The sequence below is a fragment of the Micromonospora vinacea genome (genome assembly GCF_015751785.1).
Taxonomy (GTDB): domain Bacteria; phylum Actinomycetota; class Actinomycetes; order Mycobacteriales; family Micromonosporaceae; genus Micromonospora; species Micromonospora vinacea.
Map to the genome: position 1 here is coordinate 2,595,476 of NZ_JADOTY010000001.1, position 14,643 is coordinate 2,610,118.

Genomic DNA, 14,643 nt, shown 5'->3' on the forward strand with positions numbered 1-14,643 from the left:
CGGGCCCGGTGACGCAGAGGCGGCTACGACCAGTTGGAGGAAGCCGATCCCCACTCGGAGGAACCGGAGCCCCACGAGGACGTCTCCGGCCACGCCAGGTCAAAGGGGAAGTCGTTGGCGCGCAGCTCCAGAGTGCTCTCCAGCACGGCGTCGGTCAGCCGGTCGACGTCGGCGTCGCTGTGGGCGCCGCCGGCGAAGAACATCGGCATGCCGAGCGTGTAGATGCCGCGCTTGCGCAGCAGCAGCGTGAGGATGAACGTCGCGGGGTTGAGTGCCCGCGAGTAGACCCGGTAGTCGGTGTAGGAGTCTTCCGGGAGGAACTGGAAGCACCCGATGTAGTCGCCGAACCCGACCATGCGCAGCGGGATGCCCTCGGCCGCCCGGAACGCGGCCAGCCGCGCCTGGACCCGGTCGACCTTGGCCCGCAGGTCGGTGTAGTACGCCGGTCCCTTGTCGCGGAGCAGCTGGAGGGTGGCCAACGACGCCGCCACCGACAGGTAGTTGCCGGTGTGGCTGCCCTGTAGGCCGGTCTTCTGGCCGAAGTCGGTCCACGACTGCCCGCTGGTCTGCGAGATGTCGAGGATGTCAGCGCGACCACCGATCGCCGACAGCGGCAGCCCGAGCCCGCTGATCACCTTGCCGTAGGTGACGAGGTCGGTCGGGATGTCGAACTTCTGCGCGGCGCCGCCGAGCCCCGAACGGAAGCCCGTCAGCACCTCGTCGAGGATGACCGGCACCCCGAGCCGCTGGGCGGCCACCGCCACCTCGCGGATCATCGGGATCGTCGTCTCCTCGAACGGGAACGACGAAGCGGCCGGCTCAGCGAGGATGCAGGCCAGCTCGCCCGCGTGGCGCTCGATCAACTCGACAGCGAGCGCTGTGTCGTTGGGCAGGATCAGAAGGTCGCGCGGCTCGGCCGGTGTGACGCCGGCGAACGCCGAGACCAGCGGAATCCCGTCCTTGCCGATCTCCGGGAACGGCACCGCGGGATGCCCGTGGTACCAGGGCGCGGTGTTGTGGACGGCCAGGTCGTGTGACCCGTGCAGGGTGCCCTCGAACTTGGCGACCATCCGCCGTCCGGTGAACGCACGGCAGAGCCGAATCGCCGACTGGGTGGCACCCGTACCCGAGTGTTGGAATGCGAACTTCTCGTTGTGCGGGACGATCTCCCGCAGCAGCGTCGCGAGCTCCAGCTCCAACGCGTTGGTGTAGCCGTTGCCGGTGCCCTTGCCGAGACGCTCGCGGACGAAGTCGACGACCGGGGCCGGGTTGTGACCGTGCAGCGCCTGGGCCCCGTACCCCATGTGGCAGTCGAGGTAGTCGTTGCCGTCGATGTCGGTCAACGTCGATCCGCTCGCGGTGGCGGCGATGACCGGAAACGGCGGCGCCTGGAACGGCCAGAACACGTGCGCGGCGGCGTCGACCGCCCTCAGTTGCTCGACGTGCGCGGCCGAGGCACCCTGGCGCGCGCCGATCTCGCCGAACAGCTCGTAGACCCACTTCTGCTGCATGAGGTCCTGAATGACCTCGATCGCTCCGCGCTCCTGGTGGCTGGCGCCCATCGTGTCCCCTTCGCATGGCGGCCGTGACAGGCGCAGCCTGCGCCGGCCCACTCGAATGCGGCTGGAGAACCGGTCGATCGACGCGGCTTCGAGCCGGTCTCGAGCGCCGTCGTCGAAGCTCGCCGCCATGACGGAAAATCGGGTCAATCTCTACTCGCTGACCGACACGATCACGCCGTGGGCAGTGCGGGCCGCGGCGACGCTCGGCCTCGCCGACCTGATCGCCGCGGGCACCACCACGCTCGACGAGCTCGCCGCGGCGACGAAGGCCAATCCCGACGCGCTGCACCGGCTGCTGCGCTACCTCTCGGTGCGCGGCGTCTTCAAGGAGACCGAGCCGCGGGTGTACGCCCTGACGGAAGCGGCCGAGTTCCTCAAGACCGACCACCCGGCCGCCCAACGTCCCTGGCTCGACGTCGACTCGATGGCCGGCCGGATCGAGGGCACGTTCAGCTCCCTGACCCACTCGATCCGTACCGGCGACGCGGCGTACCCGGTGCGTTACGGCATCGAGTTCTGGGACGACCTGGCCACCAACCCCGACCGGGCCACGTCGTTCGGCGCGCTGATGGCCACCCACGCGAGCTACTTCGACCAGGTCGTCCAGGGCTACGACTGGAGCACCGTCAACCACGTCGTCGACGTCGGCGGCGGCACCGGCGCCCTGCTCACCGAGATCCTCAAGGCCCAGCCGCACCTGCGCGGCACCGTGGTCGACCTGCCGGGCGTCGTGGACCAGGGGCGGGCCCGGTTCGAGGCGGCGGGCATCGCCGACCGCGCCGAGGTCGTCAGCGGGAGCATCTTCGACCCGCTCCCGGCCGGCGCCGACGTCTACATCCTGTCGAACGTTCTGCACGACTGGAACGACAGCGCCGCCGAGAAGATCCTCCAGCGGGCGGCCGACGCGATCGGCACGACAGGCAAGGTGCTGATCGTGCAGATCCTGGTCAAGGACGAGAACGACAACTTCCCCGACGACCCGGCCCGGCTGATGTTCATCACCCAGATGGACCTGCGCCTGCTCTCGCTCATGGCCGGCAAGGCGAGGACCTGGCGCGAGTACGCAGAACTGGGCGAGAAGGCCGGGCTCGAGGTGGACTCCAGCACGGTGATCCCCACCGGGCAGACCCTGCTCTCTCTTCGTCGCGGCTGATGGGACGGGCCCCTTGCTGACGGTTTCCGCTTAGGAAGGGGCCCTCGCTCACGGACCGTGCGTGGGTCGTACCGTTGCGGACATGAACCCGGCCATTCGACGAATCGCGATCGATGCCCTCATCGGGATCGTCGTCGCGGCCGTGGTGGCGGTGGCGATCCGGGTCGCCGACGAGCCCGGCGCCCGGCCGCCCGACGCGCGCGCCTACGCGATCGGCGCGGTGATCGGGCTCCTGTTGGTCTTCCGGCGCCGCTGGCCACTGCTGGTGCTGGTCGGCTCGGTCACCGCGCTGATGATCTACTACGCGCTCGAATACCCGGGCATTCCGCCCGCCCTCCCGCTGGCCGCCGCGCTCTTCTCCGTCGCGGCCGCCGGCCGGTTCACCTGGGCGCTCGTCGTCGCCGGTTTCTTCGTGGTCCTTGAGCTGATCATGCGGTACACGCTGCTCGGTGAGGGCTTCTTCCCCGCCCTCTCGGCCACCGTCGAAGAGGGTTCGCTGCTCGCGGCGGTGGTGCTGCTCGCCGAGACGATCCGCACCCGCCGGGTCCGGCTGGCCGAGGCACAACAGCGTCTCGCCGTGATGCGCCAGGAGCGTCAGCACGAGGTCGCCCAGGAGCGGCTCCGCATCGCCCGCGAGGTCCACGACGTACTCGGTCACACGATCGCCGCGATCAGTGTGCAGGCGAGCCTCGCCGACGACATCTTCGACAGCAAACCGGCCGAGGCGCGGGCCGCGCTGCGGAGCATCCGGGGCGCGGCCCGCGACGCGATGCACGAGGTCCGCTCGGCGATCGGCATGCTCCGTGACGCCGGGGAAGTGCCCGACCTGGCCCGCGTCTTCGCGGTCGCCGAACAGGCCGGCGTGAAGGTGCGGTCGGGGATTGCCGGCACCCCGCGCCGGATCCCGCCGGAGGTGGCACTCTCGGTCTACCGGATCGTGCAGGAGTCCATCACCAACACCGTCAAACACGCCGAAGCAACGACAGTCGACGTCACCATCACCTACGCCGGTGACGCCGTCACTGTGGAGATCGTCGACGACGGGGTCGGTGCCGCGGCGAACCGGCGGGGGCACGGGGTGGCCGGCATGCGGGAGCGGGCCAGCGCCGCCGGCGGATCCCTTGAGGCCGGGCCCCGGCCGGAGGGCGGGGGGTTCCGAGTGGCCGCGCGGCTGCCGGTCGAGGTGGAGGAGACAGCGTGACGATCCGGATGGTGCTTGCGGACGATCAGACGCTCGTGCGGGCCGGCTTCCGGGGCCTGCTCGACCACAGCGACGACCTGGAGGTGGTCGGCGAGGCGTCAAACGGTGCCCAGGCTGTCGAGATGGTCGCCGCGACCCGACCGGACATCGTGCTGATGGACGTGCGAATGCCGGTGCTCGACGGCGTGCGGGCCACGGCCGCGATCGTCGAACGGTTCCCGGCCGTGCGGGTCATCGTCCTGACCACCTTCGAGCTCGACGAGTACGTCTTCGAGGCGCTGCGCGCCGGCGCGAGCGGGTTCCTGCTCAAGGACATCGAGCCCGACGAGCTGCGCCAGGCGGTGCGGGTGGTGGCCGGCGGCGACATGTTGATCTCGCCGCGGGTGACGAGCCGGTTGGTGAGCGCGTTCGTCAGCAAGGTCGCGCCGACGCCGGTCGACGGCGGCCGGCTGGCGGTGTTGACCGACCGCGAGCGCGAGGTGATGAGCCTGGTGGCCAGCGGGTTGACGAACGAGGAGATCGGGCGCCGGCTGTCGATGAGCCCCGCCACGGCCCGTACCCACGTCCACCGGGCCATGGTCAAGCTCCGCGTCCGCGACCGCGCGCAGCTCGTCGTGCTCGCCTACCAGACCGGGCTCGTCGCGCCCGGCAGCTAGCCAACTACGGCCCCTGTTTCGCAGGCGGTGCCGGCTACGGTGATCGCCGTACGAATCCGCCGTTGCTCAACGGATGCCGGGTGGTGCGCGTCCTTCGTATGTTGGCGTCATGTTTGAGGTCGGAGAGAACGCCGATGGGATCCTGGCCGGGGTCCTGTTCCTGATCTGGCTGTCCGCGGCGATCCTCGCCACGCGGTTGGCCTGGCGGCCGACGCCCGAGGCGCTGCGCAAGAGCGCCCGTCGGCTGCTGCGTCTGCTCGTCGCCGCGCTGGTGGTCCTGGTCGTCAAGTGCGTCGCGATCGGGCTGATGCTCGCCGTCGACTGGATCTTTGCCGACAACCGCGTGATCGTGCAGATGCCGCTCCTGCTGCTGCCGATGCTGGCCGTGCTCGTCTGGACCGTGCCGGGCCTGCGCGCCCTGGCCAACCGCGACGACGCGCCGGTCGACGTCGAGACGCGCTCCGCCGCCGCCAATCCCCGATTCATCGTGCCGGTCCAGGTGACGGCCGTGGCGACCCTCGTTGGCGTCTACTTCGCGTACGTGTCCCGTCCGGTTCCGTCCTACCTCGACGACATCGTGACCCACGCCGCGCCGATCCTGCTGTCCGTGGTGGTGCTGTGGTTCTGGCAGCGGCACCGCCTGCGGGTCGTCACCGCCACCGACTTCGCGCGCCGTGGCCGGCGTGCCAGTGCCCTGCGCGCCACCGCCCAGGCCGCCGTCGCGGTCCTCGTCGTCGCCGCCGGCGTCACCTACGCGGCCCAGAGCAGCAGGCTGCCCGACCGGATGTCCATGACGTCCCACGACAACGTCGACTACGGCGGCGGCCCCTCGATCGGCCACGGCGGTCATGGTGGGACCTCCGTCGACGACCTACGTGGGCCGCGGACCGGCAAGCCCAACAAGGCCTTCACCCTGACTGCGAAGAACGCCACGGTACGTCTCTCGTCGGGCACCGAGATCAAGGCGCTGACGTACAACGGGGAGTCGCCCGGGCCGGAGCTGCGGGTCCGTGAGGGCGACCTCGTCGAGGTGACGCTGCACAACGAGATCCCCGACGAGAACGTGACGATCCACTGGCACGGCCTCGACGTGCCCAACGGCGAGGACGGCGTGGCCGGCGCGACGCAGAACGCGGTGGAGCCGGGTGGCACCTTCACCTACCGGTTCATCGCCGAGCAGGTCGGCACCTTCTGGTACCACACCCACCAGAACCCGCTGGAGGCGATCCGGCGGGGCCTGTTCGGCGCGCTGATCGTCGAGCCGCGCGACGGCCCACCACCCGGCGAGCGGGACTTCGTCGTGCAGGCCCACGAGTGGCGTACGCCGGACGACAACATCGTCTCGTTCGGTACCAGTGACACCTTGCAGCGTCAGGAGGTCGCCCCGGGCACGCCGGTGCGGCTGCGCCTGATCAACACCGACAACAACCCGTCCACCGACAGTCGTCCGCGGTCCCTGACCGTCAACGGCACGCCGGTGCGGGTGGCCGCGATCGACGGGGTCGACGTCAACGGCGCCACCCCGCTGACCGACCCGCGGTTCGGGTTGGCGACCGGTGGACGCTACGACGTGACGTTCACGATGCCGTCGGGCCCGGTGCGCCTGACCGACCTCGCCAACCGCGACGCCGGGCTGGTCCTGGCGCCACCGGGTGACACCTCGACGCCGAAGATCGTCGACGACGGGGACCAGTTCGACCCGCTGTCGTACGGCTCCGGCGGCTCCCGGCCCTTCGACGCCGGCTCGTCGTACGACCGCTCGTTCACCCAGCTCCTCGACGACCGGCTGTCCTTCTACAACGGCGGTCTCCACCTGGTGCCCATCATCAACGGGCACAGCTTCCCCAAGACACCGACGCTGATGGTCCGGATGGGCGACGTGGTCAAGGTGCGGATCGTCAACCGCAGCCACCAGAACCACCCGATGCATCTGCACGGCCATCACGCGTTGGTGCTGTCCCGCAACGGGGTTCGCGCGACCGGGTCGCCGTGGTGGATCGACAGCCTCGACGTGATTCCCGGCGAGATCTACGAGATCGGCTTCAAGGCGGACAATCCGGGGCTCTGGATGGACCACTGTCACAACCTCGACCACGCGGCCAACGGGATGGTGATGCACCTCGCCTACGAGGGCGTGACGTCCCCCTATGAGCTGGGGCGGGGCACTCCCAACCAGCCGGAGTAGGTGGGCCCGTCGAGCCTTCCTCCACCGGGCCTCGAGGCGACGGCGGCAGCGTCGTTCGCATCCGAACCCCTCTTGCTGAGGAGAACCCATGCTCGACGCGATGCGACGAACGTTGTCGCTGGCCGTGCCGCTGGTACTGGTGGCCGGCATTGCCGCGCCCGCCTCTGCGGCCACATCGACCACTGGGCGACTGACCGTCGTCGCCCGCAACCTCGACAACCCGCGCGGTGTCGCCATCGACCGCGCTGGCACCGTCCACGTCGCCGAGGCCGGGCTCGGCGGCGACGACGTCTGCATCCCCGGCACGTTCGGTACCAACCTCTGCTACGGCTCGACAGGTGCGATCACGGCGGTCCGTCACGGCTGGCAGAAGCGAGTCGTGACGGGCCTGCCGTCGCTGCGCAGCACCGGCGGCGGCTTCTCCGTCTACGGTGCGCACGACCTGGCCTTCGATCGGCAGGGCAAGCTGCTGGTGGCGATGGGTTACAGCACCGACCCGGTCTCGCGGGACCTGCTCGGCGCGGCCGGGGCCACGATGGGAACGATCCTCCGGGTCGAGGGGAAGCGTCGCTGGTCGGTCGTCGGCGACCTCTCCGCCTACGAGGGGCAGAACAACCCCGACGGTGTCATCCCGGAGAGCCAGCCGTACGCCGTCATCGCCGACGGGCGGGACGTCTACGCGCTCGACGCGGCCGCCAACGACGTGCTCCGGATCGACCGTCGTGGCGTGGTCACGGCCGAGCACGTCTGGCCGCAGGAGCAGGTGCCGGCGCCGCCGGAGTGGGGCCTGCCGCCCGGCTCGACGACGCCGATCCAGTTCGTGCCGGTCACTATCACCCGCGGGCCGGACAACGCCCTCTACATCGGACAGCTGACCGGGCACCCCTTCCCGAACGGTGGCGCCCGGGTGTGGCGGCTGGTGCCCGGGCAGGAGCCGACCATCTTCGCGACCGGCTTCACCAACATCATCGACATCGCCTTCGACAAGCAGGGTCGACTGGTCGTGCTGGAGATCGCGAAGAACGGGCTCAGCTCGGGAGATTCCACCGGTGCGTTGATCCGGGTGGAGCGCGACGGTAGCCACCGGGAGCTGGCGAGCACCGGCCTGGACTCCCCGATGTCGTTCGCCATCGCTCGGGACGGCAGCTTCTACATCGCCAACAAGGGCCTCGGCATCGGCGAGTTGGTCCGTCTGTCCACACGAGACTGACAGAATCGCGCGGCCATCGTGGCGTTCTTCGTGTCGGGAGGACGCCACGATAGCTGTGGTGTCACACAGTCGCGATACGGTGCCATCGTGTGCACGCTGGCGGCGGGGGATGGGGTCTGGGGGTTAGGTTGACGCGGTCCGACGGCGGGTCTCCCGCCGGCGCCACCACCATCCTCATAGTCGACGACCACGCTCTCGTCCGCGAGGGGTTGCGCTGGGTGCTCGAGGTCCACGCCGACCTCGACGTGGTCGACGAGGCGGGCGACTCGGCCACCGCGGTCGCCAAGGCGGCGTCGGAGCGCCCGGACGTGGTGTTGCTCGATGTCGAGATTCCCGGCGACGACCCGGTGGTCACGGTGCGCCGCATCCGTGAGGTGTCGCCCGACAGCGCGGTCGTCATCCTCAGCATGTACGACAGCCCGGACCTGCTGCGCCGTCTGATCGCCGCCGGGGTGCGCGCCTACCTGCTCAAGAGCGTGGGTCGTGAGGAACTGGTCGCCGCGATCCGCAAGGCACGGGACGGCAGCGGCTCGGTACTGCTCTCCGTCTCCGGCCAGAGCCTGGTGCAGGTGCAGAACGCGGAGTCGGCCATCCTGTCCCCGGTCGAGCTGGAGATCCTTCAACTCGCGGCCGAGGCGATGACCAATGCCCAGATCGCGCGCCGGCTCGACCTGACCGAGGCCACTGTGAAGAGCCACCTGCGTCGCATCTTCGCCAAGCTCGGCGCGGTCTCCCGCATCGACGCGGTCAACAAGGCGGTGGCAGCGTCACTGGTGACGCTGCCACACGACCGGTTGGTGCCCCGCCCTCGCCGCCCGTCGCCCTAGCGACCGCGGACGTTGCTCAACAGGCGGCCTTGAGGTCGGCGGCACGATCCGTGCGCTCCCAGGTCAGGTCCGGGAGTTCACGGCCGAAGTGGCCGTAGGCCGCCGTCTGCTGGTAGATCGGGCGCAGCAGGTCCAGGTCGCGGATGATCGCCGCCGGGCGCAGGTCGAAGACCTCACCGATCGCCTTCTCGATCCGGTCGAGCGGCACCGTCTCGGTGCCGAACGTCTCCACGAAGAGGCTCACCGGGTGGGCCTTGCCGATCGCGTAGGCCACCTGCGCCTCACACCGTTCCGCCAGGCCCGCGGCGACCACGTTCTTCGCCACCCACCGCATCGCGTACGCCGCCGACCGGTCGACCTTCGACGGGTCCTTTCCGGAGAAGGCACCGCCACCGTGCCGGGCGTACCCGCCGTAGGTGTCGACGATGATCTTCCGTCCGGTCAGGCCCGCGTCGCCCATCGGACCACCGATCTCGAACCGCCCCGTCGGGTTGACCAGCAGCCGGTAACCCTCGGTGTCGAGGTCGAGCGCCTCCAACTCCGGCGTGATCACGTGGTCCCGGATGTCGGGTGCGAGCAGCTCGTCGAGGGAGATGTGTGCGGCGTGCTGGGTGGAGACGACGACGGTGTCGAGCCGGACCGGGCGTAGGCCGTCGTACTCGACGGTGACCTGGGTCTTGCCGTCCGGCCGCAGGTAGGGCACCGTGCCGTCCTTGCGGACGGCGGCCAGGCGACGGGCCAACCGATGGGCCAGTGCGATCGGCAGCGGCATCAGCTCCGGCGTCTCCGAGCAGGCGAAGCCGAACATCATGCCCTGGTCACCGGCGCCCTGGGCGTCGAGCCCGCCGCCGGACGAGCCGTCGCGCAGCTCGATCGCCGTGTCGACGCCCTGCGCGATGTCCGGCGACTGGGCGCCGATCGAGATGCTGACGCCGCAGGAGGCGCCGTCGAAGCCCTTCTTCGACGAGTCGTACCCGATGCTCAGCACCGTGTCCCGCACGATGCGGGGGATGTCGGCGTAGGCCTGCGTGGTGACCTCGCCGGCGACGTGGACCTGCCCGGTGGTGATCAGACTCTCGACGGCGACCCGGCTGTGCGGGTCCTGCGCCAGCAGCGCGTCGAGGATCCCGTCGCTGATCTGATCGGCGATCTTGTCGGGATGACCTTCGGTGACCGACTCGGAAGTGAAGAGGCGGCGCGACATGTGTGACTCCTAACCCAGGGAGCGTGGGGGCCCGGCGAGTCTTCCCGCCCCTGGTGGAGGTTGCCTGGAGGAAGCATCGAGCGATCAAAGGGGTATCCGTCGTACAACTTTCGACACGCATCGATCCTCGGAAGAACCCGCGATGTCGCTACCTGCGGTCATTCCGACACGCCCCGCTCCTCCATAGCTTGAGAGCGTCTCGACGAGTGCTATGGGGAATGGGGGGACCACTGTGGTCAGGTACGAGATCCTCGGGTCGCTGGAAGTGATCCACGAGGGCCGGATCTGCACGCCGACGCCGCCGAAGGTGCGGACCGTGTTGGCGCTGCTGGTGATGCGGGCCAACCGGGTCGTTCTGGTCGACTCGATAATCCGGGAACTGTGGGGTGACGATCCGGCGCGCAGCGCCGTCACCACTGTGCAGACCTACATCTACCACCTGCGCAAGCTCTTCGCGAAGGAGGGCATAGAGACCCCGGACCGGACCGTGCTGGAGAGCCGTGCCCGCGGCTACCTGCTCAGGGTGGAGCCGGGCCAACTCGACGCCGAGGTGTTCGAGACGATGCTCGACCAGGGCCGCTCGCACATCGAGTCGGACCGGCCCGAGGAGGGCGCCGAGGTGCTGCGGCGGGCGCTGGCCATGTGGACGGGGCCGGTGGGCGCCAACGTGACGTTCGGGCCGGCGTTGGAGGCGCACGCCATCCACCTGCAGGAGCAGTGGATCCGGGCGCTGGAGCTGCGCATCCAGGCCGACATCACGCTCGGCCGGCACCGCGAGCTGATCGGCGAGCTGCGCTACCTCGTGGGCACGTACCCGCTCAACGAGTGGTTCCACCGCCAACTCATCGTGGCGCTCAGCCGCTCGGGGCGACGGGGCGAGGCGTTGCAGGCGTACCACCACCTGCGCCGGGTGCTCAGTGAGGAGTTGGGCCTGGACCCTTCGCCTGACCTCCAGCGGCTCCAGCGGGAGGTGCTGGCCGCCGGCGGGCCACTGCGCCCGGGGCTCGCCAGGGCCTCGTGACAGGCCCTCGACCGACGCTCCAGCGCCGTTCGACCGGCCGTCCCTAGCTTTCACACGGACATCGCGGCCAGGAGGTCTTCCATGACGAGCACATCCGACCGTCGGGTGGTCATCACCGGGATTGGCGTCATCGCCCCCGGTGGACTGGGCACCAAGGCGTTCTGGGAACTGTTGACCGCTGGCCGTACGGCCACTCGTACCCTGTCGTTCTTCGATGACACCCCGTTCCGCTCGCGGGTGGCCGCGGAGGCCGACTTCGACCCGGTCGCCGAGGGACTGTCGCCGCAGGAGGTCCGCCGGATGGACCGGGCGGCCCAGATGGCGGTGGTCTGCACCCGGGAGGCGCTGGCCGACAGCGGCTTCGAGGTCGGCGACCCGACCCGGGTCGGCGTCAGTGTCGGCACGGCGGTCGGGGCCACGATGAGCCTCGAAGAGGAGTACGTCGTGGTCAGCGACGGCGGGCGGAAGTGGCTTACCGACCACCGGTACGCCACCCCGCACCTCTACGACTATCTGGTGCCGAGCTCGTTCGCCCGTGAGGTGGCGTGGTCGGTCGGGGCGGAAGGCCCGGCGACGGTGGTCTCCACCGGCTGCACGTCGGGCCTCGACTCGGTCGGCCACGCCCGGGAGCTGATCCGTGAGGGCTCGGCCGACGTGATGATCGCCGGCGCGACCGACGCCCCGATCTCGCCGATCACTGTGGCGTGCTTCGACGCGATCAAGGCGACCACGGCCCGCAACGACGACCCGACGCACGCGTCGCGGCCGTTCGACAACAGCCGCGACGGGTTCGTCCTGGGCGAGGGTTCGGCCATGTTCGTCCTCGAAGAGCTCGAGCACGCCCGCCGGCGAGGTGCGCAGATCTACGCCGAGCTGGTCGGGTTCGCCTCGCGCTCCAACGCGTTCCACATGACCGGCCTGCGGCCCGACGGGCGGGAGATGGCCGAGGCGATCCGGGTCGCGCTCGCCGACGCCCGGCTGCCCGGCGACGCCGTCGACTACATCAACGCGCACGGCTCGGGTACGAAGCAGAACGACAGGCACGAGACGGCGGCGTTCAAGCGGAGCCTCGGCGACCACGCGTACCGCACCCCGGTCAGCTCGATCAAGTCGATGATCGGCCACTCGCTCGGCGCGATCGGTTCGATCGAGATCGCGGCGTCGGCCCTGGCCATCAAGCACGGGGTGGTGCCGCCGACAGCCAACCTGCACGAGCGCGACCCGGAGTGCGACCTCGACTACGTGCCGCTCACCGCCCGCGAGCAGCAGACCGACGTGGTGTTGAGCGTGGGCAGCGGGTTCGGCGGCTTCCAGAGCGCGATGCTCCTGGCGCGTGTGGCATGACCACTGTCGTCACCGGGGTCGGGGTCGCCGCGCCCAACGGGTTGGGTCGCGACGCCTTCTGGGCGGCCACCGTCGCCGGGGTGGGTGGCATCGGGCCGATCAGCCGTTTCGATCCTTCGGGTTACCCCTCGCAGCTGGCCGGCGAGGTTCCCGGATACGAGGCGGCCGATCACATCCCGAGCCGGTTGATGGCGCAGACCGACCACATGACCCGACTGTCGCTGACGGCGGCGCAGTGGGCGCTGGCCGACGCGTCGGTCGACCCGTCGGCGCTGCCCGAGTTCGGCATGGGTGTCGTCACGGCCAGCGCGTCGGGTGGCTTCGAGTTCGGCCACCGTGAGCTGGAGAAGCTCTGGAGCAAGGGCTCCGAGCACGTCAGCGCGTACCAGTCGTTCGCCTGGTTCTACGCTGTCAACACCGGCCAGATCTCGATCCGGCACGGGATGCGTGGGCCGACCGGTGTGCTCGTCACCGAGCAGGCGGGTGGGCTCGACGCGGTGGCACAGGCCCGGCGCCAGGTGCGCAAGGGCGTGCAGCTCGTGATGACCGGTGGTGTCGACGCGTCGCTCTGCCCGTGGGGCTGGACGGCGCAGCTCGCCAACGGCCTCCTCAGCACGGGGCGCGACCCGGCCACGGCGTTCCTGCCGTTCGACGCCAACGCGTCGGGTTACGTGCCGGGCGAGGGCGGGGCGATCCTCGTGTTGGAGGACGAACACGCCGCTGCCCGGCGTGGGGCCGCCGTCTACGGGGTGATCGCCGGTTACGGCGCGACCTTCGATCCCCGGCCCGGCTCCGGGCGCCCGCCGGGCCTGCGTCGGGCGGCCGAGATGGCCCTCTCCGACGCCGGTCTCACACCGGCCGACATCGACGTCGTCTTCGCCGACGGCGCCGGGGTCGCGGAGCTCGACCGCGTCGAGGCCGAGGCGATCACCGCCGTCTTCGGCCCACGCGGGGTGCCGGTGACAGTGCCCAAGACGATGACCGGCCGGCTCTACTCGGGCGGGGCGGCGCTCGACCTCGTCTCCGCGCTGCTGTCGATCAGACACGGTGTCATCCCGCCAACCACAAACATCCGCCAGCCGGCCGAGGGCCTGCACCTCGACCTGGTGCGCGACGTCGCGCGGGAGACACCCGTACGCGCGGCGCTCGTGCTCGCCAGGGGCTACGGCGGGTTCAACGCGGCCATGGTCGTGACCGACGAAAGGAATGGACGATGACCGACGCCAGCCTTGCCGCCGTCGCGAACTTCGACGAGCAGCAGGCACTCGACCTGCGGGAACGGCAGATCGCGGTGCTGGGTAGCGCCAAACAGATCGCCCACGTGATCTACGTGGTCACCGAGCTCGGCGTTGCCGACCTGCTCGTCGACGGGCCGGTGCCGGTCGCTCAACTGGCGGCGGCGACCGAGTCGCACGAGGACGCGCTGCGGCGGATCCTCCGCGCCGCCTCGGCGGTGGGCATCTTCGACGAGCAGGAGGACGGGTCGTTCGCGCTGACGCCGCTCGGCGAGGGGCTGACGTCGGCCCGGGTCGGCGGGCTGCGGCCGATGGTGCAGTTCAGCGGCGCCGACTTCAACCGCCTCCCGTACGCGGAGATCCTGCACAGCGTCCGTACCGGCGAGCCGGCCTTCAACAAGGTCTTCGGCATGGGCTTCTACGACTACCTCCAGGCCCACCCGGAGGCCAACCGGTTCTTCGAGGGCTTCATGGCGCACTGGAGCCGGCGACTCGCCGACCGGTTTGCGGCGGAGTTGGCGCCCGAGCGGTTCGGCCGGATCGCCGACATCGGCGGCAGCAACGGCTACTTCCTGGCCAAGATGCTCCAGCGCAACCCCGAGGGCACCGGCGTCCTCTTCGACCTGCCCGAGGTGGTGGCCGACGCCGAGCCACTGCTCAAGGAGCACGGTGTCACCGAGCGGGTCGAGGTGCGGGGCGGCGACTTCTTCACCGACGACCTGCCGGCCGGTGCCGACGCGTACATCCTGAAGTCGATCGTCCACAACTGGCCGGACGACACCTGCGTCACGTTGCTGCGGCGGATCCGTGCGGCGATCGGCGACGCCGACTCCCGCCTCATCGCGATCGACCAGATCGTGCCGCCGCGTAACCAGTGGGACCACGCCAAGATCATCGACATCGACATGTTGGTGCTCTTCGGCGGCAAGGAGCGCGACCTCCGCGAATGGCAGGCGCTGTTCACCGCGTCCGGTTTCGAGCTGGTCAACACCCCCGCGTCCCGCGGCTGGGCACTGCTCGAAGCGCGTCCGATCTAGGAAAGGAA

12 protein-coding genes are annotated in these 14,643 nt (G+C 70.1%); 10 read left to right on the forward strand and 2 right to left on the reverse strand.

Annotated elements, in window-relative coordinates; translation table 11 throughout:
* Nucleotides 1-23: 23 nt before the first annotated feature.
* Nucleotides 24-1,562 carry an aminotransferase class III-fold pyridoxal phosphate-dependent enzyme gene (locus IW249_RS12475; RefSeq protein ID WP_196920874.1) on the reverse strand — a complete coding sequence of 513 codons (1,539 nt, stop codon included), beginning with the start codon at nucleotides 1,560-1,562 and terminating at the stop codon, nucleotides 24-26.
* 127 nt (nucleotides 1,563-1,689) lie between these two features.
* Between IW249_RS12475 and IW249_RS12480 the strand changes: the two genes are divergently transcribed.
* The 6 genes from IW249_RS12480 (at nucleotide 1,690) to IW249_RS12505 (ending at nucleotide 8,794) form a co-directional block, all read left to right on the forward strand.
* Nucleotides 1,690-2,715, forward strand: a complete 1,026-nt coding sequence (locus IW249_RS12480; RefSeq protein WP_196920875.1) for a methyltransferase — start codon at nucleotides 1,690-1,692, stop codon at nucleotides 2,713-2,715.
* A gap of 82 nt (nucleotides 2,716-2,797) precedes the next feature.
* A complete protein-coding gene (locus IW249_RS12485) occupies nucleotides 2,798-3,916 on the forward strand; it encodes a sensor histidine kinase (RefSeq protein WP_196920876.1) in 1,119 nt (372 codons plus the stop codon).
* Nucleotides 3,913-4,572, forward strand: coding sequence for a response regulator (locus tag IW249_RS12490; RefSeq protein ID WP_112581714.1), 660 nt, complete (start codon nucleotides 3,913-3,915; stop codon nucleotides 4,570-4,572). Before IW249_RS12485 ends, IW249_RS12490 begins: the two co-directional genes overlap by 4 nt.
* Before the next feature lie 109 nt (nucleotides 4,573-4,681).
* Nucleotides 4,682-6,757, forward strand: coding sequence for a multicopper oxidase family protein (locus IW249_RS12495; protein WP_196920877.1), 2,076 nt, complete (start codon nucleotides 4,682-4,684; stop codon nucleotides 6,755-6,757).
* An 88-nt stretch (nucleotides 6,758-6,845) separates the two neighbouring features.
* Nucleotides 6,846-7,967, forward strand: coding sequence for a ScyD/ScyE family protein (locus IW249_RS12500; protein WP_196920878.1), 1,122 nt, complete (start codon nucleotides 6,846-6,848; stop codon nucleotides 7,965-7,967).
* Nucleotides 7,968-8,095: 128 nt separating this feature from the next.
* A complete protein-coding gene (locus tag IW249_RS12505; protein ID WP_231392499.1) occupies nucleotides 8,096-8,794 on the forward strand; it encodes a response regulator in 699 nt (232 codons plus the stop codon).
* Nucleotides 8,795-8,810: 16 nt separating this feature from the next.
* Here IW249_RS12505 and metK read toward each other — a convergent pair whose 3' ends face one another.
* Complete coding sequence (gene metK / locus IW249_RS12510) at nucleotides 8,811-9,998, reverse strand: methionine adenosyltransferase (protein WP_196920880.1); 1,188 nt, start codon at nucleotides 9,996-9,998, stop codon at nucleotides 8,811-8,813.
* Between the two features lie 211 nt (nucleotides 9,999-10,209).
* On the opposite strand from metK, the gene IW249_RS12515 reads away from it, so the two are divergent.
* From IW249_RS12515 to IW249_RS12530, 4 genes are all read left to right on the forward strand, one after another.
* On the forward strand, nucleotides 10,210-11,019 hold the full coding sequence (locus IW249_RS12515; protein WP_196920881.1) for an AfsR/SARP family transcriptional regulator: 810 nt from the start codon (nucleotides 10,210-10,212) through the stop codon (nucleotides 11,017-11,019).
* Between the two features lie 81 nt (nucleotides 11,020-11,100).
* The gene (locus IW249_RS12520; protein ID WP_196920882.1) at nucleotides 11,101-12,363 is read left to right on the forward strand and encodes a beta-ketoacyl-[acyl-carrier-protein] synthase family protein; all 1,263 of its coding nucleotides are present in this window, start codon (nucleotides 11,101-11,103) and stop codon (nucleotides 12,361-12,363) included.
* Nucleotides 12,360-13,580: a ketosynthase chain-length factor gene (locus IW249_RS12525; RefSeq protein WP_196920883.1), complete on the forward strand. Its 1,221-nt coding sequence runs from the start codon at nucleotides 12,360-12,362 to the stop codon at nucleotides 13,578-13,580. Before IW249_RS12520 ends, IW249_RS12525 begins: the two co-directional genes overlap by 4 nt.
* The gene (locus IW249_RS12530) at nucleotides 13,577-14,635 is read left to right on the forward strand and encodes a methyltransferase (RefSeq protein WP_196920884.1); all 1,059 of its coding nucleotides are present in this window, start codon (nucleotides 13,577-13,579) and stop codon (nucleotides 14,633-14,635) included. The genes IW249_RS12525 and IW249_RS12530 overlap by 4 nt, the downstream gene beginning before the upstream one ends.
* Nucleotides 14,636-14,643 lie beyond the last annotated feature (8 nt).

Bases quoted from the DNA above. Each gene is read 5' to 3' on its own strand.
- IW249_RS12495 (WP_196920877.1), top strand. From the start codon at position 4,682: ATGTTTGAGGTCGGAGAGAACGCCGATGGGATCCTGGCCGGGGTCCTG.
- metK (WP_196920880.1), bottom strand. From the start codon at position 9,998: ATGTCGCGCCGCCTCTTCACTTCCGAGTCGGTCACCGAAGGTCATCCC.
- IW249_RS12480 (WP_196920875.1), top strand. From the start codon at position 1,690: ATGACGGAAAATCGGGTCAATCTCTACTCGCTGACCGACACGATCACG.
- IW249_RS12525 (WP_196920883.1), top strand. From the start codon at position 12,360: ATGACCACTGTCGTCACCGGGGTCGGGGTCGCCGCGCCCAACGGGTTG.
- IW249_RS12515 (WP_196920881.1), top strand. From the start codon at position 10,210: ATGGGGAATGGGGGGACCACTGTGGTCAGGTACGAGATCCTCGGGTCG.
- IW249_RS12500 (WP_196920878.1), top strand. From the start codon at position 6,846: ATGCTCGACGCGATGCGACGAACGTTGTCGCTGGCCGTGCCGCTGGTA.
- IW249_RS12530 (WP_196920884.1), top strand. From the start codon at position 13,577: ATGACCGACGCCAGCCTTGCCGCCGTCGCGAACTTCGACGAGCAGCAG.
- IW249_RS12520 (WP_196920882.1), top strand. From the start codon at position 11,101: ATGACGAGCACATCCGACCGTCGGGTGGTCATCACCGGGATTGGCGTC.
- IW249_RS12475 (WP_196920874.1), bottom strand. From the start codon at position 1,562: ATGGGCGCCAGCCACCAGGAGCGCGGAGCGATCGAGGTCATTCAGGAC.
- IW249_RS12485 (WP_196920876.1), top strand. From the start codon at position 2,798: ATGAACCCGGCCATTCGACGAATCGCGATCGATGCCCTCATCGGGATC.